General features: G+C 49.8%; 34 protein-coding genes. 19 read left to right on the top strand and 15 right to left on the bottom strand.

Going from position 1 to position 26,467, the window contains the following annotated elements:
* From A8707_RS29910 to A8707_RS21545, 7 genes are all read left to right on the top strand, one after another.
* Positions 1-180: hypothetical protein (locus A8707_RS29910; RefSeq protein ID WP_231948013.1), on the top strand; the 180-nt coding region annotated here is incomplete at its 5' end.
* A gap of 110 nt (positions 181-290) precedes the next feature.
* Positions 291-596, top strand: a complete 306-nt coding sequence (locus tag A8707_RS21570) for a hypothetical protein (RefSeq protein ID WP_068819249.1) — start codon at positions 291-293, stop codon at positions 594-596.
* A gap of 275 nt (positions 597-871) precedes the next feature.
* Positions 872-1,957 carry a type II secretion system protein N gene (locus tag A8707_RS21565; protein ID WP_156518810.1) on the top strand — a complete coding sequence of 362 codons (1,086 nt, stop codon included), beginning with the start codon at positions 872-874 and terminating at the stop codon, positions 1,955-1,957.
* A 69-nt stretch (positions 1,958-2,026) separates the two neighbouring features.
* Complete coding sequence (locus A8707_RS21560) at positions 2,027-2,605, top strand: TIGR04376 family protein (protein ID WP_068819247.1); 579 nt, start codon at positions 2,027-2,029, stop codon at positions 2,603-2,605.
* Between the two features lie 294 nt (positions 2,606-2,899).
* Positions 2,900-3,496: a D-alanyl-D-alanine dipeptidase gene (ddpX, locus tag A8707_RS21555; protein ID WP_231948338.1), complete on the top strand. Its 597-nt coding sequence runs from the start codon at positions 2,900-2,902 to the stop codon at positions 3,494-3,496.
* Positions 3,497-3,505: 9 nt separating this feature from the next.
* Entirely contained in the window at positions 3,506-4,189 is a 684-nt protein-coding gene (locus A8707_RS21550; protein ID WP_068819246.1) for a TVP38/TMEM64 family protein, read from the top strand.
* 95 nt (positions 4,190-4,284) lie between these two features.
* Positions 4,285-5,130, top strand: coding sequence for a metallophosphoesterase (locus A8707_RS21545; RefSeq protein ID WP_068819245.1), 846 nt, complete (start codon positions 4,285-4,287; stop codon positions 5,128-5,130).
* A 578-nt stretch (positions 5,131-5,708) separates the two neighbouring features.
* On the opposite strand, the gene A8707_RS21540 is transcribed toward A8707_RS21545, so the two are convergent.
* Both A8707_RS21540 and psb30 read right to left on the bottom strand, forming a co-directional pair.
* Positions 5,709-6,152 (bottom strand): transposase family protein, encoded by a 444-nt coding sequence (locus A8707_RS21540; RefSeq protein WP_269452754.1) that lies wholly within the window; start codon positions 6,150-6,152, stop codon positions 5,709-5,711.
* Between the two features lie 381 nt (positions 6,153-6,533).
* On the bottom strand, positions 6,534-6,653 hold the full coding sequence (gene psb30, locus A8707_RS21535; RefSeq protein ID WP_068819243.1) for a photosystem II reaction center protein Ycf12/Psb30: 120 nt from the start codon (positions 6,651-6,653) through the stop codon (positions 6,534-6,536).
* Positions 6,654-6,891: 238 nt separating this feature from the next.
* Between psb30 and A8707_RS21530 the strand changes: the two genes are divergently transcribed.
* The 4 genes from A8707_RS21530 to A8707_RS21515 all read left to right on the top strand — a co-directional run bounded on the left by A8707_RS21530 (position 6,892) and on the right by A8707_RS21515 (position 8,939).
* The gene (locus tag A8707_RS21530; RefSeq protein WP_068819242.1) at positions 6,892-7,242 is read left to right on the top strand and encodes a YkgJ family cysteine cluster protein; all 351 of its coding nucleotides are present in this window, start codon (positions 6,892-6,894) and stop codon (positions 7,240-7,242) included.
* Positions 7,243-7,306: 64 nt separating this feature from the next.
* Positions 7,307-7,708, top strand: a complete 402-nt coding sequence (locus tag A8707_RS21525) for a TMEM165/GDT1 family protein (protein ID WP_082906450.1) — start codon at positions 7,307-7,309, stop codon at positions 7,706-7,708.
* A 13-nt stretch (positions 7,709-7,721) separates the two neighbouring features.
* Positions 7,722-8,015 carry a TMEM165/GDT1 family protein gene (locus A8707_RS21520; RefSeq protein ID WP_068819241.1) on the top strand — a complete coding sequence of 98 codons (294 nt, stop codon included), beginning with the start codon at positions 7,722-7,724 and terminating at the stop codon, positions 8,013-8,015.
* A gap of 348 nt (positions 8,016-8,363) precedes the next feature.
* Positions 8,364-8,939, top strand: a complete 576-nt coding sequence (locus A8707_RS21515) for a DUF2808 domain-containing protein (protein WP_231948336.1) — start codon at positions 8,364-8,366, stop codon at positions 8,937-8,939.
* On the opposite strand, the gene A8707_RS21510 is transcribed toward A8707_RS21515, so the two are convergent.
* The 4 genes from A8707_RS21510 to A8707_RS21495 all read right to left on the bottom strand — a co-directional run bounded on the left by A8707_RS21510 (position 8,940) and on the right by A8707_RS21495 (position 10,693).
* Positions 8,940-9,287: a phenylpyruvate tautomerase MIF-related protein gene (locus tag A8707_RS21510; protein ID WP_068819240.1), complete on the bottom strand. Its 348-nt coding sequence runs from the start codon at positions 9,285-9,287 to the stop codon at positions 8,940-8,942.
* A 14-nt stretch (positions 9,288-9,301) separates the two neighbouring features.
* Positions 9,302-9,781 carry a flavin reductase family protein gene (locus tag A8707_RS21505; RefSeq protein WP_068819239.1) on the bottom strand — a complete coding sequence of 160 codons (480 nt, stop codon included), beginning with the start codon at positions 9,779-9,781 and terminating at the stop codon, positions 9,302-9,304.
* 158 nt (positions 9,782-9,939) lie between these two features.
* Positions 9,940-10,059 carry a photosystem II protein Y gene (locus A8707_RS21500; protein ID WP_068819238.1) on the bottom strand — a complete coding sequence of 40 codons (120 nt, stop codon included), beginning with the start codon at positions 10,057-10,059 and terminating at the stop codon, positions 9,940-9,942.
* Between the two features lie 82 nt (positions 10,060-10,141).
* Positions 10,142-10,693 (bottom strand): gamma carbonic anhydrase family protein, encoded by a 552-nt coding sequence (locus A8707_RS21495; protein WP_068819237.1) that lies wholly within the window; start codon positions 10,691-10,693, stop codon positions 10,142-10,144.
* 102 nt (positions 10,694-10,795) lie between these two features.
* Here A8707_RS21495 and A8707_RS21490 point away from each other — a divergent pair, with 102 nt between their 5' ends.
* The 5 genes from A8707_RS21490 (at position 10,796) to A8707_RS30355 (ending at position 13,683) form a co-directional block, all read left to right on the top strand.
* The gene (locus tag A8707_RS21490) at positions 10,796-11,305 is read left to right on the top strand and encodes a TIGR02652 family protein (protein WP_068819236.1); all 510 of its coding nucleotides are present in this window, start codon (positions 10,796-10,798) and stop codon (positions 11,303-11,305) included.
* 39 nt (positions 11,306-11,344) lie between these two features.
* Complete coding sequence (locus tag A8707_RS21485; protein WP_068819235.1) at positions 11,345-11,755, top strand: VOC family protein; 411 nt, start codon at positions 11,345-11,347, stop codon at positions 11,753-11,755.
* 6 nt (positions 11,756-11,761) lie between these two features.
* Positions 11,762-13,159, top strand: a complete 1,398-nt coding sequence (locus A8707_RS21480; RefSeq protein ID WP_068819234.1) for an AAA family ATPase — start codon at positions 11,762-11,764, stop codon at positions 13,157-13,159.
* Between the two features lie 67 nt (positions 13,160-13,226).
* Positions 13,227-13,427: a hypothetical protein gene (locus A8707_RS29280; protein ID WP_197484948.1), complete on the top strand. Its 201-nt coding sequence runs from the start codon at positions 13,227-13,229 to the stop codon at positions 13,425-13,427.
* 124 nt (positions 13,428-13,551) lie between these two features.
* On the top strand, positions 13,552-13,683 hold the full coding sequence (locus A8707_RS30355; RefSeq protein ID WP_269452753.1) for a hypothetical protein: 132 nt from the start codon (positions 13,552-13,554) through the stop codon (positions 13,681-13,683).
* Between the two features lie 226 nt (positions 13,684-13,909).
* On the opposite strand, the gene A8707_RS21465 is transcribed toward A8707_RS30355, so the two are convergent.
* A complete protein-coding gene (locus tag A8707_RS21465) occupies positions 13,910-14,266 on the bottom strand; it encodes a hypothetical protein (RefSeq protein ID WP_068819233.1) in 357 nt (118 codons plus the stop codon).
* Positions 14,267-14,369: 103 nt separating this feature from the next.
* Between A8707_RS21465 and A8707_RS21460 the strand changes: the two genes are divergently transcribed.
* Positions 14,370-15,536, top strand: a complete 1,167-nt coding sequence (locus A8707_RS21460) for an AI-2E family transporter (protein WP_068819252.1) — start codon at positions 14,370-14,372, stop codon at positions 15,534-15,536.
* A 31-nt stretch (positions 15,537-15,567) separates the two neighbouring features.
* On the opposite strand, the gene mutS is transcribed toward A8707_RS21460, so the two are convergent.
* Positions 15,568-18,225 (bottom strand): DNA mismatch repair protein MutS, encoded by a 2,658-nt coding sequence (mutS, locus tag A8707_RS21455; RefSeq protein WP_068819232.1) that lies wholly within the window; start codon positions 18,223-18,225, stop codon positions 15,568-15,570.
* Between the two features lie 311 nt (positions 18,226-18,536).
* Here mutS and A8707_RS21445 point away from each other — a divergent pair, with 311 nt between their 5' ends.
* Together A8707_RS21445 and lnt are read left to right on the top strand one after the other, a co-directional pair.
* On the top strand, positions 18,537-19,370 hold the full coding sequence (locus tag A8707_RS21445) for a glycosyltransferase family 2 protein (RefSeq protein WP_068819230.1): 834 nt from the start codon (positions 18,537-18,539) through the stop codon (positions 19,368-19,370).
* A gap of 53 nt (positions 19,371-19,423) precedes the next feature.
* Positions 19,424-21,028, top strand: coding sequence for an apolipoprotein N-acyltransferase (lnt, locus tag A8707_RS21440; protein WP_074382553.1), 1,605 nt, complete (start codon positions 19,424-19,426; stop codon positions 21,026-21,028).
* On the opposite strand, the gene A8707_RS21435 is transcribed toward lnt, so the two are convergent.
* From A8707_RS21435 to A8707_RS21410, 7 genes are all read right to left on the bottom strand, one after another.
* On the bottom strand, positions 20,991-21,896 hold the full coding sequence (locus tag A8707_RS21435; RefSeq protein WP_068819229.1) for a bestrophin family protein: 906 nt from the start codon (positions 21,894-21,896) through the stop codon (positions 20,991-20,993). The two genes, lnt and A8707_RS21435, sit on opposite strands and share 38 nt — an antisense overlap.
* An 18-nt stretch (positions 21,897-21,914) precedes the next feature.
* On the bottom strand, positions 21,915-22,406 hold the full coding sequence (locus A8707_RS21430) for a hypothetical protein (protein ID WP_231948334.1): 492 nt from the start codon (positions 22,404-22,406) through the stop codon (positions 21,915-21,917).
* A gap of 159 nt (positions 22,407-22,565) precedes the next feature.
* Positions 22,566-23,024 carry a DUF3531 family protein gene (locus tag A8707_RS21425; RefSeq protein WP_068819227.1) on the bottom strand — a complete coding sequence of 153 codons (459 nt, stop codon included), beginning with the start codon at positions 23,022-23,024 and terminating at the stop codon, positions 22,566-22,568.
* A 69-nt stretch (positions 23,025-23,093) separates the two neighbouring features.
* Positions 23,094-24,041, bottom strand: a complete 948-nt coding sequence (locus tag A8707_RS21420; RefSeq protein ID WP_068819226.1) for a Sll0314/Alr1548 family TPR repeat-containing protein — start codon at positions 24,039-24,041, stop codon at positions 23,094-23,096.
* 129 nt (positions 24,042-24,170) lie between these two features.
* The gene (locus tag A8707_RS30350; RefSeq protein WP_269452752.1) at positions 24,171-24,296 is read right to left on the bottom strand and encodes a hypothetical protein; all 126 of its coding nucleotides are present in this window, start codon (positions 24,294-24,296) and stop codon (positions 24,171-24,173) included.
* A gap of 21 nt (positions 24,297-24,317) precedes the next feature.
* A complete protein-coding gene (locus A8707_RS21415) occupies positions 24,318-25,220 on the bottom strand; it encodes a ferritin-like domain-containing protein (RefSeq protein ID WP_068819225.1) in 903 nt (300 codons plus the stop codon).
* 18 nt (positions 25,221-25,238) lie between these two features.
* Positions 25,239-26,093 (bottom strand): ferritin-like domain-containing protein, encoded by an 855-nt coding sequence (locus A8707_RS21410; protein WP_231948332.1) that lies wholly within the window; start codon positions 26,091-26,093, stop codon positions 25,239-25,241.
* Positions 26,094-26,467: the final 374 nt, after the last annotated feature.

Here is a 26,467-nt window from a genome sequence, read left to right as displayed (position 1 = left end):
TTTCTTACTTTCTTAACCCACCCTTCTGCGTGGGACAATTGCTCAGATCTTGCACCCGTCTATTCGCTGCGGTTCTGTCCCGCCCGTGAATGGAATTCCGGGCTAGCCTTGCGAAGTCCGTTGAAACGGACTGAACCTCAAACCCTCTCTCAGTCCCTTGAGTGGACTTCGCACCGCTAGACCGTGATGTTCAATCACGGGCGGGTGAATGCCAGAAACGAGAGAGTTTTAGTTCAGGTGCAAGATCTCAGCTATCGTGAACAGCAAATCTGAGCCGATCGAAAACAAGGATGAAATACTTTTTCCTATCTGATGGCTGGTTTGTCGGTCGCATCTGGGAACTCGGCGGCTTGTGGAACGAGATCGCCTGGAGACGTAAACCAGACATTGAGCAAACTACACTCTGCATCTGGGAAAACGGCGAAAAGCTTTGGCTCTATCGCGTCGAAGATGCCGTATTGATGGTTGAAGTCAAACCCAGCCCCGCGATCGCAGCCACTATGCCCAACCCTGTGATCGGACAGGTTGTGTTGAAGCGACTGATCACAGCCGACCAAGCGATCGAGATTCTTTGCCACAGCATTAAAGACGTGTAATGATACGACTTTTGGAAGATCTAATCAAAATTTTTGCTCAAATGTGGTCGAAGCCTATCTGAGTGAGTATAATTCTCAGGCAGATATTAACCTTTATACAAAGCTTAGAATCTAATTTTACTTCTGAGATATTCTCTCTAAGTGATTAGTGTTGGAGAAAAGTTTTTTCAACCGCCGAGCATCCGCGTCATCAAAATCAGCCTCATCTTTATTGGCTATTCAAAGGGTATGTTCGCAGTCAATCGTCTGTTTTGATCGACATCAGCAAGAAAGCTATGACTCAACCCGTCACCAATTCCAAACCCCTTCTCGATCCCTTGCAAGATAGCGGCGATCGCCAATCTTGGCAACAAGAAGCCGATGCCCTGCCTGAGCCATTTCGGATCGAGTCTTACGCCGATCGCTTGATGGATGACTTATTTGGCGATGTCGATCGCTTGCTTGACGGTGCCGTTCCTCCGTCTGATCCGGTGCGAGTTGAAGCCCCTGCTCCTCGACCCAAGCTCAATCTCGCGCCACCCCCCCTATCCTCTGGGCTGCTTTCCCGTCCTCAATGGCAATCTGACCAGAACGATGACCTGACTCTACCCGATCTCGGCGAACTAGCTAGCCCTCAGACATCCTCGCGTCGGGTCAGTGGGTTCACTCGCTTCCTGATGGTGATGGGATGCACCTCTGCTGTGGCGGCGTTAGCGGTCTGGTCGATCACGAGTGGAATCGCGAGTCGGTTGATAACCGCTCTGATTCAACAGCCAGAAACGGTGACTCCGACTACCGTGGCGCAAGCTCCACAGGCGGATACTAATCTCCAGTTTTCAGAATATGTGCAGAGATCGCTCGAAGCCATCGATCGCAAAGCCACCACCGGAAAATCAGAAGGACTACCCACTGCTCCTTACAACAGTGGGTTGCCCACGGTTCCGGTTCCTGGCAATCAGCCTCCACTGAGATCGACGCTTACCTTGCCCAAAACGTCCCCGATCGTGGTGACTGTGCCGCAAGCTCCAGCCACGGTTGACCCCTCGCGCCGAGAGTTGAACCAACTCTTGGGTCGGCTTGCCAGTGTTTTAGAACGCCTCTCTCCGACTGCAAACCGCCCTGCTGCTCTTCAACCTGCTGCACCTGCAACGTCTGCCAACCCCGAACCTGTTGCCCCTCAGCGCACGCTAGTGGGTGTCCTTGAAGGAGCTGATCCTTCTCGATCGGCGGCTCTGTTTGAGGTGAACGGCATCACTCAGCGATATTACATTGGTGAAAGCATTGGGTCGAGTGGGTGGAGCCTGGTAGAAGTGTCTAAACAATATGTCACCGTGCGCCGCAATGGAGACGTTAGAACGATCTCTGCGGGTCAAAAACTCTAGAATAGCGGTTAGTGGATTGTCGATCGGGCGCGATCGCTACTCACCATTCACCAATTAGGAGTTGTGGTTATGGGTCTGTTTGATGATTTCAGCCAGTTTCTCGAAGCTCGGCTCGACGAGTTTATGCGGAACAACCCTCACTTAGAGCTACAGGCTCTAGAGGAAAAGCTGCGCGAACAGGAGCAAGAAACGCGGCGGCTGATGGCAGACTTACGGCTTAAAGAACAGCAGCTTCAAGACGGGATTTTAGCAACGGCTCAAGAAATTCAGCGCTGGCACAGTCGCATTGAGAAGGCAAAAACTGCTGGGCGGATGGATCTCGCAGAACCTGCACAAGCACACGAGGCAGGTCTTTTGAGAGAGGGCAACCAAAAATGGGGGCAGATGGAGATTCTCAAACAGCGTCTCAAGCAAACTGAGGAGTTGCAGCAGCAAATTCAGACTCGTCGCCAAGAAGTGCAAACCAAACTCACCGAAGCGCAAGCGGCTCGTGCGGCTCAGACCGAAACACGTTGGGCAGTCAACGGCTGGAATCAAGACCAAAACGCGACTTATATGCACGGTTCGGCTGACCCGCTTGAGCAAGAGTTTAAGCGCTGGGAAGCACAAGAGGAGCTTGAGCAGATGAAGCGGAAGATGGGGAAATAGCGGTCAGTTGCTATTCTCATACTTTATTCAGCAACTCTTAAATGGTCTTAAGAATGTAAAACTTTGTGAACTTAGATAAGCATTGAGTGAGTCAAAAAACTCTTCTTCGGGAACTCTACGGACTAGAGATATCTTTGGGAGAGATCGCTCCACAAGCTGCAATAGATGACTGGAACAATTAGTTATCAATTGCATCAAACTGGCTACTCATACAGGTTAGATTTCACAAAAATGTACGGTAATCTCAGCATCAAGACCAGAAAGATTAGAACTTGGGTTAGCTTTTTGATCGCGATGTTGATGTCGTTTGCGATTGCCTATCAAATCCATCCTTCTGAGGCGATGCCCCGCCCTCAAGCGAAGCTAGTCGATATTCAATCGGTGAATCCAAAAATTAAGCTTGATATTCGGTATGCGACTAAAAACAATTTTACAAAACAGACGCTTTATCGTCAGGCGCGTTGTCTATTAAGACCTAACGTCGCTGATAAATTATCGCAAGTGCAAACTGATTTAGAAGCGCAAGAATTGAGCTTAAAAGTATACGATTGCTATCGTCCTCTGTCGGTGCAAAAACTGATGTGGAAGATTATGCCGGACGATCGCTATGTGGCGAACCCTGCGAGAGGCTCACGACACAATCGCGGCTCTGCGGTGGATGTGACGTTGGTTGACAAGTCTGGCAAAGAATTAGAGATGCCTACTGGATTTGATGACTTTAGCGATCGTGCTCACCGTGATTACAACAACATCAGCAAATCGGCGCAAGAGAATCGTCAAAAACTTGAAGTCGCGATGGCAAAACAGGGCTTTGTACCTCTGCAAACCGAGTGGTGGCACTTTGCATGCCAAAGACTGGCAGCAGTCGCCCTTGATGGATGTATCGTTTGAGGCGATCCCATGAGTCTAGTCCATTCTTCTATCATCGCTGCAATCTCTTTCTCTAGTGTTCAAGAATCATTGCAGAACTTTCTGAGGTCGATTCAAGATTTTGGTTCAGCGAGTGCGATCGTGTTCATCGGTGCCTATCTCTTACTCACGGTTCTGTTGATTCCAGGAACTATTTTAACGTTGAGTTCGGGCGTGATCTTTGGCGCTGTTTATGGTTCTCTTTATACATTCATTGGAGCAACCCTTGGCGCAACCGCAGCATTTCTAATTGGGCGTTATTTTGTTCGTGATTGGGTTGCTAAAAAGATTGAAAGCAATTCTAAATTTAAGGCGATCGACGCAGCCGTTGCTAAAGAGGGATTAAAAATAGTTCTTCTGACTCGTCTATCGCCAGCGTTTCCGTTTGTGTTGCTAAACTATGCGTTTGGCGTTACCAAAGTTTCGCTTCAAGACTATATCGTAGGCTGTGTGGGAATGATTCCGGGAACGATTCTGTATGTTTATATCGGTTCCCTCGCTGGAAACCTCGCCACGATCGACGCGTCAACTCAAGTGGCTCAATGGGCACTTCGCATTGTCGGATTGATTGCCACGATCGCGGTGACAATTTATGTGACTCGCATTGCTCGCAACGCTTTAGATCAAAGCGCGCTATTAAAAGAGAACCCCGTCACAACTGACGATCGTGACTAATGGGATTCTTAACAAACCATCTTTATGCTTCGCTCATCCTTCATTCTTTCCTCTTCGCCGTTTGTTAAGCTGTAGTCGCTGTTAGACCCTAGACGATGCACAGACTTCTCACCGGATCGCTGAGTGTTGATCGATTAACCATTCCAATCGCCGATTTGCCCCCCGACTTAGACGGCACTACGATCGTACAACTCTCAGACTTGCACTATGACAGCAAGCGATTATCCGACAATCTGTTGCAGCAGGCGATCGAGGCAACTAATCAGGCAAGCCCTGACTTAATTGTCCTTACAGGCGATTTTGTCACAGACGATCCGGCTCAGATTTATCCACTCGTGTTGCAGCTCAAATATCTTCAAAGTCGCGCCGGAGTCTGTGCGGTTTTGGGCAACCACGATTTATACCGTTGCTCTAGCCGATCAACCATTACCGATGCTCTCAGCAGCATTGACATTGATGTCTTGTGGGATGACATTATCTATCCTCTCGGTGAGGGGCTGGCGATCGTTGGACTGCCCGAATATTGGTCTCCAGATTTTAGAGCGTCGAGAATTCTCGATCGAATTCCCTCAACAGTGCCCCGCATCGTCCTTGCCCACAATCCCGATTCTGCTGAGGCGCTGCAACAGTGGCGAGTTGATCTGCAACTGTCTGGGCATACTCACGGCGGTCAAATTGTCATCCCCGGCGTAGGCAACATTTCGGCGCTGTCTGCCAACCTCTACAGCCGTCTCCCAACCCGTACTCGAAACCGTGTACCCTTTTTGAGGGCTTGCTATCGCGTCATGAAACACTGGGAATGGTCAAAAGGCTTCTATCAAATTGGCAATAATCGCCTCTATGTCAATCGGGGCTTGGGCACTTACTTCCCCGGACGGCTGTTTTGCCCCCCAGAAGTGACGGTGATTACTTTAAGAGCTTGCCAAAACACAGCGGCATGACTGCATCGGGAGTCTAGCTTCGGCTCCGCTCAGCTAGCTCAGAACTTATGAACTTATTCCTCCTGCACGAATCCTTCGCCCTCACCCTAGCCCTCTCCCCAAGGAGCTACCGTGTACACACAAGTCCGCGTGGACTGGGTTTCAGGTCTTTCAGCCCCCTAAATCCCCCAATCTGGCAGGGTGGTTTCATTGTCGTTGTAGGAAAAGCAGAAGCTTGACCAATCAAGTCAACCAGCCAAAGACCTGCTCGACTTGATTGGTCAGGTCACGAATGCAATCGGGCAAGGTGCGATGGTTTAAGCGCCGCGTATTAAATGACAACTATATTGGGCTCTTCCAAGCTTTTGGTGATCTGTTTTCTACAACATCCTCAAAATCGAGAGAACTCGTGGCTGAGGTGGCGTAATTTCAGATTTATTCAACGCACCTGCTGAGTTTCGGTTGCTCAAAATTCTGGATCACCAAAAGCTCGGAAGACCCCTATATTGACCGCCTAACAATCACAACTCCTGTCCAGTGAATTCAGCGATCGCGCCATGACAATTACCACGACAATTACCCTGAACCCTTCACTACCTCTAGGTTTCGTCTGACGCTGTAATTGACGCGAACCAGACGACAATTACCGGGGGGGACAGGATTTGTAATTGACGCGACCGGTCAATGTAATTGACGCGCCATAGTCCGTACACTGAAACTAGACAGGTAAAGGTTTGCGCTGATGTGTTACCTCCGCTTGAGGTACATCGGATACTTTTGCCATCAATCGATAACAGTTGCCCCGATAACTCTGGCGCATGCGCCGACACCCAGACGTTGAAACTATCGACCCAAGCCTGAGCATCGACTTGCTGAAAGATGCGCCGAAACGTCGAAGATGAAGGCATCAGCGTCAGGTCAGGTTCCAACTTCAGTAGCTGACAGAGCAAAGCGTGATGTTTCTGCACAAACTGGGCTAAGGGGCGGTAGCCAGAGTAGCCACACAGGCTGCCCAGCAACGAGAGAAACATCACCCGCCACAAGGCATGGCGCTGACCTCATTTTCGACGCGGGTCTTTGATCGTCTTTAAGTGTTCTATGAGGGTCATGGACTGATCCGGATTGTATTTCAGTCCATCCTCATTTTCCTACAACGACAATGAAACCACCCTGCCTCTCCATTAGGGAGAGGGCTAGGGTGAGGGTAAAATCTGTGCTTCAGAGATCGATTCAGCAACGCCAAAATTCTTTCTGATTTGATCATCGACATTAACCCATAGACATGAAAAAACCCGATCGTACGATCGGGTTTTGGAGCTACTCTCTCTTAAACCTGATGAAACTTTGTCTGATTAGCTGAGAACGCCTGTTCTCACTAAATCACAATAGGAAAACTTTTTGGCTGTGAATCTGTGCGCAAACCTCTAGAGGTTGCCATTCCGAAAAGCCAGCAAGAAAATCACAACCGGACCCGCAATCACAACTGCTGCCAGCATTGCTAGCTGGGCGATGATCTCAAAATTGATATTGCTTAGAAACTCCATGTCCCCTCTCAACAAGCCTGATAATGTCTAAACCGAATCTGGAATTATTAATATACTATCGGTACGATCGCACCTTTCTTAAAAAGCTTCACAAAACTCTAAAAAACTTAAATTGTAGCTCCGTCTGACTGTGATGGTTTGTTAGAGTAAGTTACTCGTTCCTCTGGATAGTTTCCCACATTCTCGATCCACTTCAGTATAAATCTGAGGCAGATCTTTCTCCAACTCTCTAAAACCTATGGCAACTTGGCTTTGTGTAAAACAGTGTGGTGCTTGCTGTCACCTAGAACCCAGCGATCGCCCCGATTTAGAAGACTACCTCTCTGCTGAAGAACTCAAACTCTATCTCAGCATGGTCGGAGCCGATGGCTGGTGCGTCAATTTTGATCATGGCAGCCGCGAATGCCAAATTTATGAGAAACGTCCTCGCTTTTGCCGCGTCGAAGCCAAGACGTTTGAAGAGATGTTTAGAGTCGAACCCGAAGAACTCAATGACTTTGCGATCGAGTGTTGTCGTGAGCAGATTGAGGGCGTTTATGGCGATCGCAGTCTAGAAATGTTGCGCTTTGATCAAGCCGTAGGCATTTGAAAAAGGTTGCCAATTGTGGCAAAGTCCAAGATAATGAAAGAAATGTGAAAAGCAGCATCCATTCATGCCATCACCTGAAATTTCTCTACCCAGCTTGCCCCCCTCTCAGTTGATTGAATCTGAACCCTCTGAATCCATAGCGCTTGAGCTAGAGACTTCGTTAGGCTCTGCCCCAACTCAAAGCTGGGAATTTTGGAAGGTGTTTGGCTCCACGTTTGTCACCATTTTCTTGGCAGAATTGGGAGACAAAACTCAGGTTGCCACTCTGCTGATGAGTGCTCAATCTCAAAATCCTTGGGTGGTGTTTGCAGGAGCGGCATCTGCCTTGGTTGCCACGAGTCTGGTAGGCGTGTTGGTGGGTCGCTGGCTCTGCACTCGCCTTTCGCCCAAAACTCTTGAGACCGCAACCGGGATGATCTTACTCGTGATCTCAGCGCTGTTGATTTGGGATGTCGCAAGAATGTAGTTAGGAGTCAGCAATGGATTGGCATCTTTTAGGATTGAGTTTCATCACCGTTTTTTTGGCAGAGCTAGGCGATAAAAGTCAGCTTGCCGCGATCGCTCTCAGTGGCGCAAATGCTAAGTTTCCGAGAGCGGTTTTTTTAGGGACGATCGCCGCTTTAATTTTGGCAAGCTTTTTGGGTGTAATTGTGGGTGAAGGCACGGCTCAAGTGCTGCCTGCTCGACTGGCAAAAGAGATTGCCGCCGCAGGGTTTGCAATCATGGCAGTTCGGTTGCTCTGGTTCAGTCAAGATTCAGAATCGGCAGAATAAAAAACCTCTGGTCTCCCGAAGGCTTACTGGAGTTCACCGCAGTCAATTTTCTTAGTGCATTTCTGAAGGACGATCGAGTTGCCAGTTTAGAAGAATGCCGCCGATCGTCACCAGACAAAGTGATGAAAGCAAAAGGTTTATAGAGATTGAAAAGAACTCTCTCTTTGTGTCTATCTAAACACTAGCACTGCTCTCTCGAAGGGGAAGCCACCTTCAATAGACAAAAACTGAATTTAATAGAAGTTAACGTTCGCCTAAATAACGATACAGAACAGAGTAGAAATGAATGAATTAGACTAAAACAATGAGCGATCGCGGCTCTAGCTTTAATTTGAACTTAAATTATTAATGATGATTCATCGCTTTGCGCTGTCTACAGGAGTCGCCTTTTTTGCCGCACTGGGCGCGATCGCGGCTCCTCTCCAGCCCAGTCAAGCCGTTCAACTCTCAGACGGAACCGTCTTTTTTACTGCACCTCCTCGACTAGCGGGAGCCTCTACCACCAATAATTCTGTCAACGCCTGGTCGGTGACTTACTATTTCACCTTGAACCAGTTAGAAAATGCTGGTGAACCCTTGCAGCGAGTCACGATCGTGCAAGATGAAGGCAACGACACAGTGAGATTTTCACCAAGAGAAATTGAGGCATTTGAAGGAACCCGCAACCGACTTGGCGCAAAATTGCCGCTCGGAGAAGTCACGACCGATCGCAAAACGCGCACCGTAACCGTGAACTTCAATCCGCCTGTGCCGCCTGGAAGAACAGTGACGATCGCGCTGTCTCCCGATCGCAACCCCCTGTATGGAGGCGTTTATTTATTTGGAGTCACCGCGTTTCCTCCCGGCGAGAAGACTCACGGGCAATTTTTAGGATTTGGACGGCTCACCTTCTATGAAAGTGGAAACGACTTCTTCTTTAGATAGTTAAAACGTCGTACCATTCCAACCCCACATTGAGCCTTTCGCATCTGCAAACTCAATATAAGTCCGGTTAGTGGGGATATTTAGCGTCTGCTGAATTTGCTGACAAAAATCCTGGCTCATCGCTTTCGTCTGTGCGGGAGTCATAGCGCCAACACTTTTGATCTCGACATAGCACGTCGGATCAGCCGTGCCGCCAAACGTCATCTTGACTCCTGACTCATAGGCAGTCATCACATAAGACTCAGGCTTGCCTGTGTGTTTAGCGAGACTAGCAGACAGTTGCTTGAGCAGTGGCTCGATCGAGGCATCGGCGATCGTGGCAGACGTTTGGACTTTAATTAAAGGCATACTAAATCTTACTGTTAACCGCCATATTGCCAGCCAGTGCTTTCTAGTAACAGAGGATTGCCGTCACGATGTACGCCTGCCGCAATCACTTCACCGACAAAAACAGTGTGGTCGCCCTTGTCTACCATCCCAACAACCTGACACTCAACATAGCCTAACGAGTCGGAAATAATCGGGCAGCCTGTCTCACCCAGATAAAACTCGACTTCTTCAAACTTATTGCCAACGCGACGCTGAGGCTTAAAAAATGCTTGCGCCATATCTTTTTGTCCCTCTTCTAAAAGGCTGAGGGCAAAGACACTGCTTGCCACGATCATGGCATGAGATTTTGAGTCTTGCTTGACGCAGTTGACCACAAGCGGAGGCGTAAACGAACCCTGCATTACCCAACTCGCCGTAAAGCCATTCACCTCTTCTCCATCTTTGACCCCGCAGACATACAGCCCGTGAGGAATCTTTCGCAACACCGTCTTTTTAGCCTGTTCATCAAGCATGGGAGCCTACGCCTCATTGATTTCCCTAAAGCCTACTCATTCTATAAGAATGGGATCAAAAAATCATCCTTCTTAATCGCAAAACCGATGTTTCTAAACTCTAGAAGCATCGGTTTTGCAGACAGGGATTGACAGAATCTGAAAGAACTGAGCCAGTCTTATTTTGCTAGGAAGGCTTGAATTTGCTTAAGTGCAGCAGGAGCAATCCGAGAAACTGCCCAACCTCCGGCAACGAGGATCGGGAGCAAAACGATTAATATGCGAAAGTCAAAGTCCATACCAGTGTTCTCTCTTCAAAAAAATTTTAGAATTCTTACTCTCATTTTTGCTTATCTTGGGCACGTTTTCAAAGCAGTTTTCTCAGCTTGTCGATCGCCGCACGTCAAAGCCAAGATCAGTGCCCCTTCCGGCGTGAACAAGCGCCAACTTTTCGTACTGTTGAGCGTGTTCGATCAGATCAGCCACCTCTGCGTCCGACAAATCGCGTAAAGGTCTTGCCGGAACGCCGACGACCAGCGATCGGGGTGGGACATCTTTCGTCACCACTGAGCCTGCCCCAATGATGCTGCCTGCGCCGACTCGCACCCCATCCAGCACGATCGCGCCAATGCCAATCAAGCTGCCTCGCTCAATGTGAGCACTGTGAATCACCGCTCGATGCCCGATCGTCACATAATCTTCAAGAATGGTGAGTTTACCCGGATCTCCGTGTAAGATTGCCCCATCCTGAATGTTTGTGCAGGCTCCGATGAGAATTTGTTCTACATCTGCCCGAACGATCGCCCCATACCAAATGCTGGCTCCGAGTGCCACTTCTACCCAGCCCATGACGGTTGCATTGGGGGCGACAAACGCCGCTTGAGAGAGATCGGGCGGCGACCAATAGTGAGGCGGTTGACCAAAAAGATTCATCGCGGTGAGTCACAGTTATGCCAAATTGCTCTAGAAGGCGGGAAACTTCCCTAGTTATAATGATTTCACGATGACGCACCTTTAAATGAACGCTAGCACTTCATGACCAGCCCAGGCTTTCAATATCCAATTTTTGGTCCAGAGATTCAGTGCCCTCACTGCCGTCAGACAATTCAAGCATTGACTCTGACAGACACCTATCTGTGCCAGCGTCACGGTGCCTTTGAATCAGACCCCAAAACAGAGGAGCTAGTTCACTTGCAGTCTGGGCGACATTGGCGACTCTGGAAAGACGAATGGTATCGGCAACACACTCACCCTGACGGCATTCGATTCGAGATTCACGAGGCGCTCGATCGGCTCTACACTCAGGGCTATCGAGCCACGAAAGTGATCATTGCCCAGCGATATCAAGATTTAATCAGCACTTATTTAGAACGCAGCACTCCCTGGCGCGGTCAGAGTGATTCTCCTAAACCTCGACTCTATGGATTGACGGTAGAATTCAGCCCCGATCCTAAAGATGAGCCGTGTTGGGACGTGATCAACTTCGACCTTGAAAAAGAGCCAGGAGCGCCCGTCCGATATCCCTATTTTCGGTTGTTTGAGTAGCCAATTCTGCCAAGAGTCTCAAGTCTGAAACCTGCCTTTATGCATCATGCTTCGATTCGGACGGCTGATATTTTTCGGGCGATCGCCTTTTATGAGCAGCTTGGCTTTACCGTCGAAGAGCGATTTACGACGGGATACACGCTGGCATGCTGGATGACAGGGTTGGGAGGTCGGATCGAACTCGTGCAGATTCCTGAACCGCATCCGGCTGCCGATGCGTTTGGCGACGAGCATTATGTGGGCTATTATCACCTATCGTTTGATTTGACTCAGACGACGGATGATTTACCCCAATGGTTAGACGATTTGAAACACCGTTCGGATGTGCCATTAAAAATCCTTTTAGAGCCAACTCAGCAGATGATTGGTGATCGCGTCTACGAAGTCACGTTTATCGCCGATGCCGACGGCTTGCCGCTTGAATTTATTCGCGAACTGGGAAAAGAATAGCGGGACATGCAAGCCGAACCCTTTTTAGACAATTGGACATATCTCAAAGTCGAACTCAACTGGCTCGAACGGTTGCTTTTAATTGCAGTGGCGCGGCAACGCAAAGAAACGAAGGACATCGATCGCGTTGCAAGAACCGCCGCAGATCGAGCCACGAGCCACTGGTGGAAAGGCATGGTGAGCTTGGAGGGCACAGCGTCCTATGATTCGCCCATTGATCGGCGCAAGTCTAATCATTCTGACCCTAAGAGCGGCTATTTTCAGCAAATCGAGGCAAGGATTCGATCGAGCCAGCAAAACGGCATCGAACTTGCGCTGCCGGAACTGTGCGATCGCTTCAGTCTCAGCCCCTTTGAGAAAAACTTGATTCTCATGGGACTCGCCCCCGAAGTGCATCGACGCTATGCCCAACTCTATGGATATTTGCAGGGTAAAGAATCCGAGCGCTCTGACTTGCCCAATGTTGACTTAGCCCTGCGGCTATTTTGTCGCACCGACCCAGAATGGCGAGCCGCCCGATCAAGTCTCACCGCCTCCAGTCCTTTAATTCAAAATCAACTGATCGAGTTGCTCTTACCCGATACGCCGTTGCTCAATCGAGCGATTAAACTCTCCGATCGGCTGGTCGATCGATTGCTTGGCGATTCTGTTCGCACCTCTGAGAAGCCAGGGAAAAGATTACTCAGCCAGAAACTTCCCGATCTGCATTATCACTCTAGTGGTGCGTCTTTCTCTACGCTGGTGCTTCCTGAAGATCTAATTGATGCCCTTAAACACCTGTGTCATCAGATACAGTTCCGCTCACAGGTGGATCAAGTTTGGGGCTTTGAAAATTTTGAATCGGCTCAATTTCCGGGAGTTGTGACCCTGCTAGTCGGCGCGGCGGGAACGGGCAAAACAACCGCTGCTCATGCGATCGCTCATGCTCTCAAGACACCTTTAATGCAGATCGATCTTGCAATCGAGCAAGCTGATTTAATGAGGACGCTCACCGAACAAGCCCCAACCGTTCTACTCATCAAGTCGGCTGAACAGTGGTTAAGCAGAACGTCCCCTGTCGCTCGCGTTGAGCAATTTTTAACAGAACGGCGATCGACGAATAGCCTAACTCTGTTGAGTGTGCGACGACTTCCTCAAATGGGGCAGATTGTACGATCGCAGATTCAGCAAACGCTGCAATTTCCACTGCCAGATCGAGCCGCTCGATCGCGATTATGGCAGCAAGCCTTTCCATCTCAAGTTCCTTTAGGTGATGTCGATTGGCACGGGTTAGCCAGATTTTCTCTAACGGGTGGAAAAATTAGAGCGATCGCCCGTTCCGCCGCTTTCTATGCCGCCGCAGAATCGTCTACAACATTAGAGATGAGACACATTCAGCAAGCTTTGAAGATGCAATGGTGCTAAAAGGTTAAAGTTGTAGAATATTAAGATATCTGTTCCGTACTATGCGGATGCACTTTGAAAAATTGTGATGACTGACCAGCACGCGATCGCTAACCATGTAGAGACGCTAGAAAGTGAGCAAGTCAAAGCACTCGTGTTGAACTGGCTTTCGAGAACTAACGGAAGTCTGAGCGATTTTGAGCGTTTGCTGGAGAGCGAGTTCCCCAGTCCCGACGCAGTGATGGAACAGGGTCAAATCGACGAGAAACTTCAGCGTTTCAACCGCTAACCGACTCAGAGATGGTTGAGGGCAGTTTACAAGTGTTAGAAGAGTACAAACGGACAGGCAATGGAATCTCACATGAGCAGGTTCGAGAATGGCTCGATAGTCTGGGAACCGATCAGCCTCGTTCATGTCCCAAGTAGTCTGGACTGAAGCAGCTTTAGCAGACATCCAGCGGCACTATGAGACGCTAGCGCTGATGGAAGCAGAGGTTGCGCTTCGAGCAGTCCGAGCTATTCGCACCGCGACGGGGATAGTTTAGAAACTTCTCCCCGTCGCGGTGCGATCGTGCAGGGAGCCGCAGGGTTGCGGAAGCTACAAGTGTCGCCTTTGGAAAAGCTGGGTTTACGATGCACTACGCCGTGATTGAAGAGGAGGTCGTGATTTTAAGGGTGTACCACGGACGGGAAGATCGCCCAAACTGATGATGAATGCACCAGTGAACTTTTTGCTCAAGGGTAAATCTGGCAAAGTTTGGGCTGAAACAACTACGGCAGTCGTCCCACGCGACCCAACAGCGGTAGCTCGATCGTTTTGCGTCGCCACAACTGCACCATCATCCACAAATTCACCAAAAAATAGCCCGAAGTCAAGAGGCTACTCGTCAACAGCAGCGGAACTTGGAGCGATTCAGAGGTCGTCGCGCCTGCCCCCAACAAGAAATATGCGACGAGCCAGCCCAACGACAGCTTGATCACCAAACGGCTCAACGATCGCTCTTGCCGGGTGCCCTTGTGCCGATACAACGTCCACAGCGCTGGGAAAAACCCAAACACGGGCAGCAGATAGAGAAATAGCTTGAGGTGCTGGATGTCCTGATTTTCGAGAGAATCAAGGTCGTTCATGAAAGAATCGGGATTAGGGAAGATGAACTAGATGCGACGAGCAAGAGATAATAGGGTAGACTCTCGAAAATTTCGAGTAATCACTGTCATTTTTGGCTGCAACATGAGCAAAAGCAACAAACTGCTCAACTGGTGGAATTTAATCACCCCGATCGCTCGTGTGGTGACGATCGCCCTGGTGGCACCGCTGATCGTACTCAATGCTTGGGCGATCGCGGCGATCTTTGATTATTTTCACTCTCTTCTAGTTATTTTAATCGCTGCGTCGCTGCTGACGTTTTTGCTCAACTATCCGGTCAGCTTCATGCAGTCTCGTGGGGCAACCCGTGGGAGATCGGCAATCGTCGTTTTTCTGTTCACGCTATCGATCTTTTCGGGGCTGGGCGTGACGCTTGTGCCTCTGGCGATCGAGCAGGCACAGCAGCTAGTCTTACGATTGCCTGAATGGTTTGATTCAGGGCAGCGCCAGCTATTTTTGCTGAATGATCAGATCGCGAGTGCGGGGCTTCCGATCAATTTGGATATTTTGGCAGAACAGATCACCGATCGTCTCAAAAGTTCTCTGCAAGGCATCACGGGAGAAGTTCTCAATCTAGCTGTGTTCACCGTGACGAGTCTGCTAGATTTTTTGCTGACACTGGTGCTGACCTTTTATTTGTTGCAGCATAGCGATCAACTCTGGCAAAGTCTGATTGAGTGGTTGCCCCTCCCAATCCGTCAACCCTTTTCTCAAACGTTGCGCCTCAGCTTCCAAAACTTTTTCTTTGGGCAACTGATTTCAGCCACCTTGATGGGTTCGACGCTAACAATTATTTTTCTCGTGATGCGAGTGCCGTTTGGGCTGCTGTTTGGGCTGACGATCGGCACGATGGCGCTTGTCCCGTTTGGTGGCTCGGTGGGGATTGTGCTGGTCACTCTCCTCGTGGCTCTGCGAGACATTGGGGCTGGGGTTGAGGTGTTGATTGCGGCTCTGATTGTGCAGCAAATTGTAGAGAACCTGATTGCTCCTAGAGTGATGGGCAGTGTGACGGGGTTGAACCCAGTGTGGGTGTTTTTGGCGATTTTGACAGGGGCGCGGGTCGGCGGATTGCTGGGCGTGGTGATTGCGGTGCCGACTGCGGTTGTGATCAAGAGTGCATTGGTCGCCCTGCGCTCGCCCACTGCTTTGCTTGCCACTTCAGATGATCGCTCGCCGCCTCACTCAACTGCGATTGTAGAAAAGCCAGAGAAGACAAAAGAAGTTGCGTCGAGTCAGCCTGTCGAGAGTTAAACACTCGATCGAGTCGAACTAAGGGCGGCAATTACAGCCCGAATTCTAGCTGTTGCGTCGGATCGTGAGGAGGTTCGGCTTGTCCATTTTTCTCCCCTCGTCCGCCTTTGCGAAGCCCGACCGCGATTTTGCTGTGCTTCTCAATCTGGCTCATCACCTGTCGCGCTCGCTGAATCACCGAAGACGGTAAGCCTGCCAATCGCCCTGCCTCAATGCCATAAGAGCGATCGGCACCTCCAGGCTGCACTTTATGCAGAAAAATAATTTGGTCGGGCATCTCTTTCACTGTCACCTGATAGTTGGCAACGTTGGGCAAAATTGAGGCTAACTCATTGAGTTCGTGATAGTGAGTGGCAAAGATAGTCCGGGCGCGGACTTCGGTTGCAAGATGTTCTGCCACTGCCCAGGCGATCGATAACCCATCAAAGGTTGCCGTCCCTCGTCCAATTTCATCGAGCAGAATCAGCGATCGAGCCGTTGCATGGTTGAGAATGTTGGCGGTTTCATTCATCTCGACCATGAACGTCGATTGTCCGGTTGCCAGATCATCAACGGCACCGACGCGAGTAAAGATGCGATCGCAGAGACTCAAGGTTGCCGCCTGCACTGGGACAAAACTCCCCACCTGTGCCATGAGTTGAATCAGCCCAATCTGCCGCAAATAGCAGCTTTTGCCACTGGCGTTTGGACCCGTCAATACAATCAGATCGGGAGTCTGATCAGAGGGTTTCTGTTTGCCCAGTTCTGCCGAGTTGGGGACGAAAAACCCTGCGGGTAATGATTGTTCGACGACTGGGTGCCGACCTTCTGAAATGCTGAGTTGGCGACCTTCGACCATATCGGGGCGGCTGTAGCCTTGATAGACGGCGACTTCGGCTAACCCTGCGAGGGCATCGACCGCAGCGACATTACGGGCTACTGTACGAATCAGTTCGGCTTGTTCACCAACTTCCGATCGTAGCCCTGCAAAAATCTCGTATTCCAAAACTCCCAGTTCTTTACGGGCGTTGAGAATGCGGTTCTCTCGCTCTTTAAGTTCGATCGTGATGTAGCGTTCTTCGTTGACGAGGGTTTGCTTGCGATCGTACTCGTCGGGCACCTGATCGGCTTTCGATCGAGAAATGCTGATGTAGTAACCAAAGGTCTTGCTATATCCAACTTTCAGCGTCGAGATTCCGGTGCGCTCTCGTTCGATGATTTCAAGTTGAGCGAGCCACGCTTCATCGTCGGCGGCTTGTTGACGCATCTCATCGAGTTGGGGCACCATTCCCGTACGAATCAGCCCTCCCTCTTTGAGTGCCAGAGGCGGTCGCTCCACGAGACGGGCTTGCAGGTGTCTGCCGAGCTGCTCTAAGACGGGTGGCACGGTTTGAACGGCTTTGAGATAGGGCGATTGACTCGACTCAACCAGTCGCCCCAACTCTGGCAGTTTGCCGAGCGACTCAGCTAGACCGACCAAATCGCGGGGGCTGGCGGTGCCCGATCCGGCTCGACCTGCCAATCGTTCTAAGTCATAGATCTGGCGCAGCAATCGTTGCAGATCTTCGCGCAGCGTCCCATTTTCGACGAGTTCTTGCAGGGTGTTTTGTCTGGCTTGAATCTCGCCGATATTTAGCAGCGGTTGCAGCAGCCAGCGACGCAACGCCCGACTGCCCATTGGGGTGACAGTCCGATCGAGCGACCACAGCAGAGAATTGTGAAAGGTGCCATCACGCACAGTTTGAGTGATCTCTAGATTACGACGAGTCTGACTATCAAGGGTCAAATACTCGGTCAGCGTATAGGTGCAAATCGGCTGAAGCGGAATTTGCGTTTCTTTTTGAGTGTCGTCGAGATATTCGAGCAAGCCCCCAGCAGCGCGGACGGCTAACGGCAGATGCTCACAGCCCATGCCTTCGAGCGATCGGACTCGAAATCGCTGCAATAGTCGCTGTCGAGCCTCAACTTGAGTAAACGGAGTCTGCGATCGTAAGGTGTAGCAAAATTGAGTCGGCAAGCAATCGGGCAAGTGTTCTGACTTTTCGCCGGGGCGTAGCAGTCCTCGCAAATCGGGGGCATTGGTCGGCAAGAGCACCTCCGCAGGCTGAAGGCGCATCAATTCTTGCGTCAATTGCTCTAGCGACGAGGATTGTGTGGTGGTGAATTCTCCAGTTGAAATATCGGCGTAGGATAAGCCCCAATGATTTCCGGCGATCACCACTGCTGCTAAATAATTATTGCGCCGAGCGTTGAGCATTCCCTCGTCGAGCAAAGTGCCGGGAGTCACCACGCGGGTAATTTCTCGCCGAACTAAGGTTCCTTGCGCGTCGGCAGCATCTTCGACCTGATCACAGACGGCGATCGCGTAGCCTTTTTCGACTAATAGCGCGCAGTAGCGATCGAGCGCATGATGCGGAATGCCCGATAGCGGCACCCGACCGACTTCTCTGCCGCCATCTTTTGACGTGAGGACAATTTCTAACTCACGCGAGACGACTAGCGCATCTTGAAAGAAGGTTTCAAAAAAATCGCCGACTCGATAGAGCAGCAGCGCATGGGAATATTGGTCTTTGAGGTCGGCATAGTGGCGCAGCATCGGGGTGAGGTGTTCCCGATGGACGGCACGGTGATCGGCATAGCGAACGGCGTGTTTGACAAGCCGATCGGGTAATCCAGTCGTCGAATCAGGTTCAGTTGGAGGAACAGTCATGAACGATTAATTTCAGTACAAACTTACTAAACTCTAACAAGCCTAATCTAACTTGAGTCTATAGCGGTTGTGGGCGTTTTGAGTATTGGGATAACTCAAGGGGCACACCTCTATTCCCTGAGAGAATGGAAAGATCACAGGTGCAAGGCAATTGATGCGGCTAAGATTAGAGTCGTAAAACCGAGCAACCTTGCAGCACAAATGATCACACAGCAGATCTCCTTGATTCCAGACTGGCATAAAATGCTAGGCAAGGTCTACTGAGGTTCCTTTGATTCGCTCGATCGCAACGTCAATTCAGGATTCTTCTTATGATTAGCGTCATTACACCCGTCTACAACGGTGAACAGTTTGTTGCAGCCTGCATTCAAGGGGTGATCGATCAACAGTGTCTCGATGTCGAACACATCATTATCGATGGCGGCTCAAACGACCAAACGGTACAGATGATTCAACGCTATGCTGCACAACACCCTCACATTCGCTGGATCTCTGAGAAGGATCAGGGGCAGTCTGATGCCATGAACAAAGGCATTGCAATGGCGAAGGGAGAGATTTTGAGCGTTTTGAACGTGGATGATGACTATGAGACGAATGTCTTAAATCGCATCACAGAAATCTTTAAATCATTGCCAGAGCCAAGCTTTGTGGTGGGCAACTGCAATGTCTGGGATGGTGATGGCAATCTACTGTTTGTGAATCAGCCCAGAAACCTGAAGCTGAGCGATCTTTTATTAGGCTGGGATGTGAATCCCATTCCCGCAAATCCGGCTGCCTACTTTTATCACACTAGCTTGCACAACCAGGTCGGACTCTATCGCGTTGACGAACACTACTTAATGGATTTGCAGTTCATTCTAGAAGCGGTTCAGATCGCTAACGTCACATACATTGATGAAACCTGGGGAAATTTCAGACTGCACCAAACTACAAAAACCTTCCAGAGTTTACAAACCAGGGAAGTCACCCATCGAGTCAGACGAATGCTTCGACATTATCGCCAAAAGCTTCCTTTGCATAAGCGCCTGTGGGTTGCGACGCGATTTGAATCCGACATCATCAAGCAACAACTGAGTTACATTTTTGAAAATCCCCGCGATCTGCCGCAGTTGCTCAAAAACAAGTTGGAACGAGCGTTTTCATAACTCTCAAAACTTTAGTGTGCTGACGTGACAGGGATTTCAGTACAGTAGTCAGCATGGTAAATAGTCAAGATCTCAAACCACGATCGCTGAAAATTAAGTCCGATCGAGCCTTTCAACTCGCGATCTCTCTGATCAGTGGCATTCTCATGGGTTTAACGCCTGCCCCATTTAACGTCTGGGGGCTGGCTTGGATCGCGATCGCGCCTCTGTGGGTTTTAGTCGTGACGCGAGATGCAACTTCTGACGATCCCCATTCAATCTTCCAGATTCTTCTGGCACTGGCTTGGGGGCTGGGCTATCACGGATTTGCGCTGGCTTGGATTATGGGTTTGCATCCTTTAATGTGGCTGGGAGTGCCGTGGCTGGCGAGTGTGACGATCGTCCTGGTGGTTTGGCTATTCATCACGTTTTGGGGAGCCGCCCTAGTGGGTATTTGGGCGTGGGTCATGGGCTGGATGGCTCGATCGAGCGTTTCGCCCTGGCTGCGCGTGTTGACCGGAACAGCCGTCTGGTGCGGGTTAGAAACGATTTGGTCAAAAGGTTCGCTGAATTGGACTTCGGTCTCTTATACGCAAAGCCCCTATAATTTGCCGATTTTGCATTTGGGTCAACTTTCGGGCGCGATGACCGTGACCGCTGCGATCGTCTCCGTCAACGGGCTACTCGCTGAAGCCTGGATTGCATCCAAAAATCAACGAGAAAAAAAGAATGCTTACCTGGTGCCGATCAGCCTTTTCCTAGTTTTGCATCTAATTGGGTTCGGACTCTATAGCCGTCCGCTTAACGAAATTCCTGACTCAGCGCTAAAAGTGGGCATCATTCAGGGCAACGTCCCGACTCGCATCAAGCTATTTTCGGATGGATTGCGACGCGCGATCGACGGCTACACCACAGGTTATCAAATGCTCGCCGAGCAAGGCGCACAAGTCGTCTTAACCCCAGAGGGCGCATTCCCATTTTTGTGGCAGGGCTTAAGTCGTAGTCAAAATCCAGTGTATCAAGCGATTTTAGAGAAAGGCATTCCGGTGTGGCTCGGCACGTTTGTCCCGCAGGGAAACCGCTACACCCAAAGCTTGCTGACGATCGCGCCCAATGGCAAAGCCGTAAGTCAATATAACAAAGTCAAACTCGTGCCTCTGGGAGAGTTTACGCCGTTTGAAGACGTGTTGGGCGGTTTGATCAATCGACTGTCGCCCATTCGCGCCAATATGCTGCCCGGAAGCACGAACCAGCGATTTGATACGCCATTTGGTCAGGCGGCAGTCGGCATTTGCTATGACTCCGCGTTTGCAGATCTGTTTCGCGCTCAGGTTGCAGATGGCGCACAGTTCATCTTGACTGCCTCAAATCTTGACCCCTACAGCACCACTTTAAAAGCACAACATCAGGCACAAGATTTGATGCGCGCCATTGAGACCGATCGCTGGTCAGTTCGTGCCACTAACACGGGATATTCTGGCATCATTGATCCTCACGGACGAATCCAGTGGCGATCGCAGCCCGACGTTTACGAAACTCACGCTGGCACCATTTATCGCCGACAAACTAAAACCCTCTATGTGCGTTGGGGCGACTGGCTCACGCCTACCCTGATTGGATTGGCAGCGATCGCGCTCCTGATCAGAAAGAAATTTCCTCTGAATGAACGCTTGGGTTAAGACTGGTCAAATCGTCAATGTTGCGGCGCATTGTGCTGCAAATCGCATCTAACGGCAAATCATTGTGATGGTGTCCAAAGGGGTTTTCAATTTCGATGCCAATCTCTTCAATTCCAAACAAAGTAAAGCTAATTAAAACCACAACTGGAGCCGTCCACCAGCCCAACTGACCTACCATTTGAAACGGTAAAGATAGACAGTAGAGCAACAACAATTGCTTGAGATGAATTGCATATGCCAGAGGCATTGGTGTTTTTACAATGCGCTCACAGCTACCGAGCACATCGACCAACTTATTTAATAATATGTGCATCGAGGTTAGCTGATAGATATTGAGCCGATCGCGCTGATATTGCAGTTGTAAATAGTCTCCAATCCAGAAGGCAACTTTTAGCGGTGGATTGTTCATACTTTGCAGTTTGATGTATCTGTCAGGCGATAAAAAATCTTTGATTTCTGGATTGATTGGCTCGTCTCTAAGATGAAGCTTGGTCGCAATTGCAAACGCGACTAACAGATAAATAGCGTCTATTTTTTCTTGGCGATCGTTCGATTCTTTCTCGTCCACCGCAATCAAAATCTGCCGTGCCAAATTGCGAACCGTATTCACCATTGATCCCCAAACCTTCCGCCCTTCCCAAAAGCGATCGTAAGCCGTGTTTGTCCGAAAGACTAATAGTAATCCCAAGACAATATTAGGAATCAAACTTGCTAAGAACGGCAAAGAAACCGGATATTTAGCGTCAAACAGCCCTTTAATAAGCAGTCCAAAAAAGCCGCAAAAGAGCGATCGAGGAAGCACGGCTAGAAGGACTGAACCTCTCACCTGAAAGGCAAGTTGTAACCAGCGGCGGTTTTCCACACTCATTATTCCCTACAGAGATCTCTAACGACGAACTTTTCCAGTGAATCCTGCCGCTTTAAATTGCTCTAATTTTAAGGGAGTCGGCTGATTTGCCGCGACTGTAATTCTCAACTCAAAATCACTGATGCCGGGGGGCACTTCGTCGATCGAGCCAAGTCGCGTCCGATTTCGCATCACCGAATCGTTGTTTGCGTCATAGATTCGTCCAAAAATATCGGCGTTCACGACCATTTTGTTGGTCGCGTTTTCAGCTTTGCCCGTCACTAAATAGCAGTTAGCTGCGCGAGTCGTGCCACTCATCACTGAGCCATCGCCGATCTCTGCGGGGCAATCGTGATAAGACAAATCAAACAACTTGATCTGAGTCAACGCCATCGCATCAGGAGGATACAGCCCCGCTAACACCCAAAACGCTGCGGAGAGGACGACCACAATCAACGCTCGAAACTGCATACACATCACCCTTTGCGATCGACAAACCGTTCCTCCGGTTATTATGGACTGCTTTTGCATCGGCTGCACTCTCGCCTAGACAAAGAAGGGTGAGCTTTTGCCCACCCTCTCGGAGTTGTTGTCTCATAAAGCACTCTGTAGGCTTAAAGCGAACGCGAGTTGCTGCGGCTCAATTCTACAGTTGCTTACTGCTTCACAGTTATTTGACTCATTTCCTGATTAATTCCGCTCGTTGTCTCCAATAAAGTCGGGCTGATTGCTGCCCGGAACCCGCCAGTCTTCGTTTTCGCCGCCGATGATCAGTTGTTCAAGGGAGAGAAAATCTCTCCCTAGTTCGCGGATGGTATTGATCAGAACATCGAGGGCGATCGCGTCGCTAGTGCCCAGGTCAAACCAGCAGCGCCCCCAGCTTGACTCAAACTCAAACTCTCCCATATTGTGCATCAGCGCGACCATGCTGTTGTCCGCCAAGTCTTCGTCATAGTCCATATGGCTGATCTCTAAGCCTACGTCTTGCACCTGAAGGTTTTCAGCGTTAAAGGCACCCAGCTTGCCGAGATAAAACCAGGAGCTAAAGGCTTCCTCAATATACTGTTTTTCCATCTCAGAAGGATTGTTGCTGAACTCTACCCAAATCCAGACATTAAAGGGGTCAAATTCGCGAAATTGTACTTGCATAGTTAGGGGCAATAGGCGATCGAGTCGCGAGTCAAAACAGACTCGTCACAGTCTCCTCTAGCCTAGCGTCTATTGCCCTTTGTTCTGGATTCGGCGGAGAGTTCTGTCTAACTCTTTTTGAATCTGCGTGCTAGTGCCGCTAGGAAGCTGATCCTTCTGGGAAAGCGCTTTCTCAAACAAGGGAATGCTGTCGCGGTTATTGCCTTGCCGCACCAAAATCTGAGCTTTTAAGTAAGACAGTTCAGGGTTTTTAGGAGCCGCCGCGATCGCCTGATTAATGGCTTTCAGCGCCTTGTCTGGCTGGTTTAAATCGCGGTAGCCCAACGCTAACCCGCGATCGGCAAGATAGCGAGGAGCCGCATAGGTTTCGAGTCGCTCGATCGCTTGAGTTGGGCTTGATAACGGCAAACTGACATTCACCGCCAATAGCAGATCTATATATCCTTTAAGAAGATTTAACTCTGGGTCTTTGGGGTCGATTTTCTCGGCTTCGTCTAGGTACTTAAACGCTTGCTGAAGTTTGCCCAATGCTTGCGGAGTTCCGCGAACAATGCCTTGCGTGCCCACTACATAAACGCCTTCTAGAAAGTTGCCGACCGCAATGTAAAGGTTTCCGCGCAAGGGGTCAGTCTTGACCAACTGCTCAGCGCTTTGGCGAGTCTGGGTCGCATAGCTTTTGAAGTTATCCAACCCTGCTTGCTTCTTCGACTGATCAGATTCACCTTGCGAATTGCTATATGCCAGCAATGCTTTAAGCGCAAATGCTAGAGGTTCGTTGGCTTCTGCTTGATTGAGAGAAGACTCAGCAGACTTATAATTGCCTTGCTCAAAGACAGATCGAAAGGCTGCCTCAGTGTTGTCTCCGATCGGGCGTAGGTTGCTAGTGCGAAAAGGATCTTTTGCTAGCGAAGGCGTTGCCCACAAAATAACGGCGATCGCGGCAGTGCCCACCGTTTGCCAGATGCGCTGTGGATGCGAGACAGAAGTGGATCGAGGAGCAGAAAACCGATCAGCCATAGAATGTCCTTCAAATCACGCTTAGGAATATGCTGATTCAATCATGCATGATCGAGCTTTGTGTCAGCAGAAACCTAAAGATGTTTGACGCAGTTTTTGATCCCAAGTTCCACCAAAGAACGGACTGATTTAGAACGATCGAGCAAAAATCAGATCCATCAACCCCATCACCAAAGCGATCGAAATGAATTTATCCAATGCTGTAGAGACGTTCCATCGGAACGTCTCCCTAACGATTTTGCAATGACGCATCATCCGATCGCAGTCAGCGTCTCCCTACCAAAGCCCTCTAATCGTGGTACCTTCACGGGTGCTTGGTGCGGTCGATCGAGGTGATGGTGCCGAGGTTGGTTGGGGAGCGCTCATCAAAATCGGCTTCACCAAAGCCAGCACTTCCTCTCTGGTGGCATAGCCATCAAACGCTTCAGAACCGAAAGGAATGATGGAGTTGGGGCGATTTTCGTTATAGATCACGCTACTGGCGTTCTTAATCCACGGGCGCACGTCGGCACCTAGCAGAGTTTGTCTCAGAAAACGAATTCCGGCTGCGTGCCGAGCTTCTACCGAGTGAATTTCTAGCGCTGCCGCCAGCACTGTTTTGCCCGCGTCTCCAGCCGCGACCAAGTTTTGTACCTGTCCTTTATAAGCTGCGACTCCTAGATCCTCGACATATTGCCCAGCCATGAGCAAGTCAGCAGGATTAGCAAAGGGGTCGCGCCCCAAAATTGCGCTGTAGTTAGGGTTGGCAGGAATTATGACAGAATCTGGATTGCCGCCCATTGAGGTCAACACGGCTGACAAGTCAGTGACGTGCTGCGCTTCGTCGCCTCCATAAGAAACTAGGACATCTTTTGCAACTTGAGGAGCATTCCTCAAAGCCCCAGTCTGAGCCGCCCCGATCGCTCTTCTATAAAAATCAGCTTCCAACTTTTCGAGGGTCAGCGCATATTCTACAATCTGTTGAGGAGTCAGCGTGGCAGTTTGGGCATAGCTCGGAGCCGCAGGAGCCAGAAGCAAAAAGCCCGACGATAGCAACAGAATCAAAGCAGCCGATCTCAGAGGGATGATGAGGCTAAGCAGAGCATTGCCCACTCGATCGAGCCACTCTTTTGTAGTCTGAAGCTGAGGCGGCACCGTCTCGATCGGGGAGTGCGCCATTTGATTTAAAGCGTGATTCATGGTTAATTTAATTCCTTATTAAGCGACCAAAGTTCCGTTGATTGGATTGTTTAAAACGTTGAGTGAGCCAACTGCCGCCACAACTTGTTTGGGGGTATATAGCTCGTCATAGGCGCGCCCTTTGAAGGGATTGAGGCTTGCCATCAAGTCGGCATCGCTAACCAGACGATCGCTGTCAGGTTCGGTCGTCGGTCGCCCCAGGAGTGATCGCACTCCAGCCGCGTGTCGCCCTTCGACTGACACGATCGAGCCTGCCGCCAAAATATAGGTCGGGTTCTTTAAACTCGGACCTGCCCCGTTGTAGGCGTGAACACCCAAATCTTCAAGGGTGACAGCCGAGTTTAAGATAGTGCTACGATCGGTCAATAGCGCACTCAGTCCCGTTTGGTTAAGGTTCAAGTCGCTGGTCTTAAACAGAGCATTGCTGCCCAAAACTTCGCGCAAAAACTTGACGTGAGCCGCTTCGTGACCGCCGATCGCGGTCAAATACTCAACCTCTTTCGGGGCGGTAATCTTGCCACTTTTGAGGGCGGCTGGATAAAAGGCGGCTTCTAGTTCTTCGAGCAGTAGCGCAAAGTTAAGAATGCCCAGATCGTCAGCATTAAACGTGAGCGGCTTCAGACTGCGGCTTGTCTGTGCCATGAGTGAGCTAGGGACGCTGGTGAGCAGAGTGGTGCCTAAGCCCACGAGACTCCACTTTAATAAACGGCGGCGCGAGGTAAAGTATCGGTTGCCTGGAGGGGCGATCGGAAACGTCATAGTGTGATTCTTTTGGATAAAAGTTGACGGATAGCAAGCTTTGACGAAGTGCAGCGATCGTAGAGTTAGTCCTTGATCTTTCTCACTGAAAGATAAGGACAAAAAGGTCCGCATTGCAGTCCGGTAAGAGTAACTATCACCACTAAAGAAATCAGTGTGTCTTCTGTTGCTTATTAGTGATTGTGCTCACGATAACGTGGGTGATGTGAAAGGTTTTCTACCTAGATGAATAACGTTTTTTTAGAAGAAATCTGCCTTTTAGCCTATTAAGATTCCACTTATGTTATTTGAGTAACTCTCTAGATAGATTATTCTGGTTACAGAAATCCAATCTATAGTTTGAGACGTATTCATCAAGAGGTCTTTGCTTTTAAGTTCAATTGATACAGATCAATAGTTCGGACAGTTTTTGCGGTCAGACGTGGACAGAAAAGCTATCCATCAGCTAGGGTGCAGATTAGAAACAAAGCGCACCGGATGGATAGCCA

The organism is Phormidesmis priestleyi BC1401, from assembly GCF_001650195.1.
Lineage (GTDB): Bacteria > Cyanobacteriota > Cyanobacteriia > Leptolyngbyales > Leptolyngbyaceae > Phormidesmis_A > Phormidesmis_A priestleyi_B.
This window is presented reverse-complemented; position numbering and strand designations above follow the sequence as displayed.

Excerpts from the sequence above, each read along its gene's own strand:
- A8707_RS21570 (WP_068819249.1), top strand. The coding sequence starts at position 291 with ATGAAATACTTTTTCCTATCTGATGGCTGGTTTGTCGGTCGCATCTGG.
- A8707_RS21565 (WP_156518810.1), top strand. The coding sequence starts at position 872 with ATGACTCAACCCGTCACCAATTCCAAACCCCTTCTCGATCCCTTGCAA.
- A8707_RS21560 (WP_068819247.1), top strand. The coding sequence starts at position 2,027 with ATGGGTCTGTTTGATGATTTCAGCCAGTTTCTCGAAGCTCGGCTCGAC.
- ddpX (WP_231948338.1), top strand. The coding sequence starts at position 2,900 with ATGTTGATGTCGTTTGCGATTGCCTATCAAATCCATCCTTCTGAGGCG.
- A8707_RS21550 (WP_068819246.1), top strand. The coding sequence starts at position 3,506 with ATGAGTCTAGTCCATTCTTCTATCATCGCTGCAATCTCTTTCTCTAGT.
- A8707_RS21545 (WP_068819245.1), top strand. The coding sequence starts at position 4,285 with ATGCACAGACTTCTCACCGGATCGCTGAGTGTTGATCGATTAACCATT.
- psb30 (WP_068819243.1), bottom strand. The coding sequence starts at position 6,653 with ATGGAGTTTCTAAGCAATATCAATTTTGAGATCATCGCCCAGCTAGCA.
- A8707_RS21530 (WP_068819242.1), top strand. The coding sequence starts at position 6,892 with ATGGCAACTTGGCTTTGTGTAAAACAGTGTGGTGCTTGCTGTCACCTA.
- A8707_RS21525 (WP_082906450.1), top strand. The coding sequence starts at position 7,307 with ATGCCATCACCTGAAATTTCTCTACCCAGCTTGCCCCCCTCTCAGTTG.
- A8707_RS21520 (WP_068819241.1), top strand. The coding sequence starts at position 7,722 with ATGGATTGGCATCTTTTAGGATTGAGTTTCATCACCGTTTTTTTGGCA.
- A8707_RS21515 (WP_231948336.1), top strand. The coding sequence starts at position 8,364 with ATGATGATTCATCGCTTTGCGCTGTCTACAGGAGTCGCCTTTTTTGCC.
- A8707_RS21510 (WP_068819240.1), bottom strand. The coding sequence starts at position 9,287 with ATGCCTTTAATTAAAGTCCAAACGTCTGCCACGATCGCCGATGCCTCG.
- A8707_RS21505 (WP_068819239.1), bottom strand. The coding sequence starts at position 9,781 with ATGCTTGATGAACAGGCTAAAAAGACGGTGTTGCGAAAGATTCCTCAC.
- A8707_RS21500 (WP_068819238.1), bottom strand. The coding sequence starts at position 10,059 with ATGGACTTTGACTTTCGCATATTAATCGTTTTGCTCCCGATCCTCGTT.
- A8707_RS21495 (WP_068819237.1), bottom strand. The coding sequence starts at position 10,693 with ATGAATCTTTTTGGTCAACCGCCTCACTATTGGTCGCCGCCCGATCTC.
- A8707_RS21490 (WP_068819236.1), top strand. The coding sequence starts at position 10,796 with ATGACCAGCCCAGGCTTTCAATATCCAATTTTTGGTCCAGAGATTCAG.
- A8707_RS21485 (WP_068819235.1), top strand. The coding sequence starts at position 11,345 with ATGCATCATGCTTCGATTCGGACGGCTGATATTTTTCGGGCGATCGCC.
- A8707_RS21480 (WP_068819234.1), top strand. The coding sequence starts at position 11,762 with ATGCAAGCCGAACCCTTTTTAGACAATTGGACATATCTCAAAGTCGAA.
- A8707_RS29280 (WP_197484948.1), top strand. The coding sequence starts at position 13,227 with ATGACTGACCAGCACGCGATCGCTAACCATGTAGAGACGCTAGAAAGT.
- A8707_RS30355 (WP_269452753.1), top strand. The coding sequence starts at position 13,552 with ATGTCCCAAGTAGTCTGGACTGAAGCAGCTTTAGCAGACATCCAGCGG.
- A8707_RS21465 (WP_068819233.1), bottom strand. The coding sequence starts at position 14,266 with ATGAACGACCTTGATTCTCTCGAAAATCAGGACATCCAGCACCTCAAG.
- A8707_RS21460 (WP_068819252.1), top strand. The coding sequence starts at position 14,370 with ATGAGCAAAAGCAACAAACTGCTCAACTGGTGGAATTTAATCACCCCG.
- mutS (WP_068819232.1), bottom strand. The coding sequence starts at position 18,225 with ATGACTGTTCCTCCAACTGAACCTGATTCGACGACTGGATTACCCGAT.
- A8707_RS21445 (WP_068819230.1), top strand. The coding sequence starts at position 18,537 with ATGATTAGCGTCATTACACCCGTCTACAACGGTGAACAGTTTGTTGCA.
- lnt (WP_074382553.1), top strand. The coding sequence starts at position 19,424 with ATGGTAAATAGTCAAGATCTCAAACCACGATCGCTGAAAATTAAGTCC.
- A8707_RS21435 (WP_068819229.1), bottom strand. The coding sequence starts at position 21,896 with ATGAGTGTGGAAAACCGCCGCTGGTTACAACTTGCCTTTCAGGTGAGA.
- A8707_RS21430 (WP_231948334.1), bottom strand. The coding sequence starts at position 22,406 with ATGCAAAAGCAGTCCATAATAACCGGAGGAACGGTTTGTCGATCGCAA.
- A8707_RS21425 (WP_068819227.1), bottom strand. The coding sequence starts at position 23,024 with ATGCAAGTACAATTTCGCGAATTTGACCCCTTTAATGTCTGGATTTGG.
- A8707_RS21420 (WP_068819226.1), bottom strand. The coding sequence starts at position 24,041 with ATGGCTGATCGGTTTTCTGCTCCTCGATCCACTTCTGTCTCGCATCCA.
- A8707_RS30350 (WP_269452752.1), bottom strand. The coding sequence starts at position 24,296 with ATGATGCGTCATTGCAAAATCGTTAGGGAGACGTTCCGATGGAACGTC.
- A8707_RS21415 (WP_068819225.1), bottom strand. The coding sequence starts at position 25,220 with ATGAATCACGCTTTAAATCAAATGGCGCACTCCCCGATCGAGACGGTG.
- A8707_RS21410 (WP_231948332.1), bottom strand. The coding sequence starts at position 26,093 with ATGCGGACCTTTTTGTCCTTATCTTTCAGTGAGAAAGATCAAGGACTA.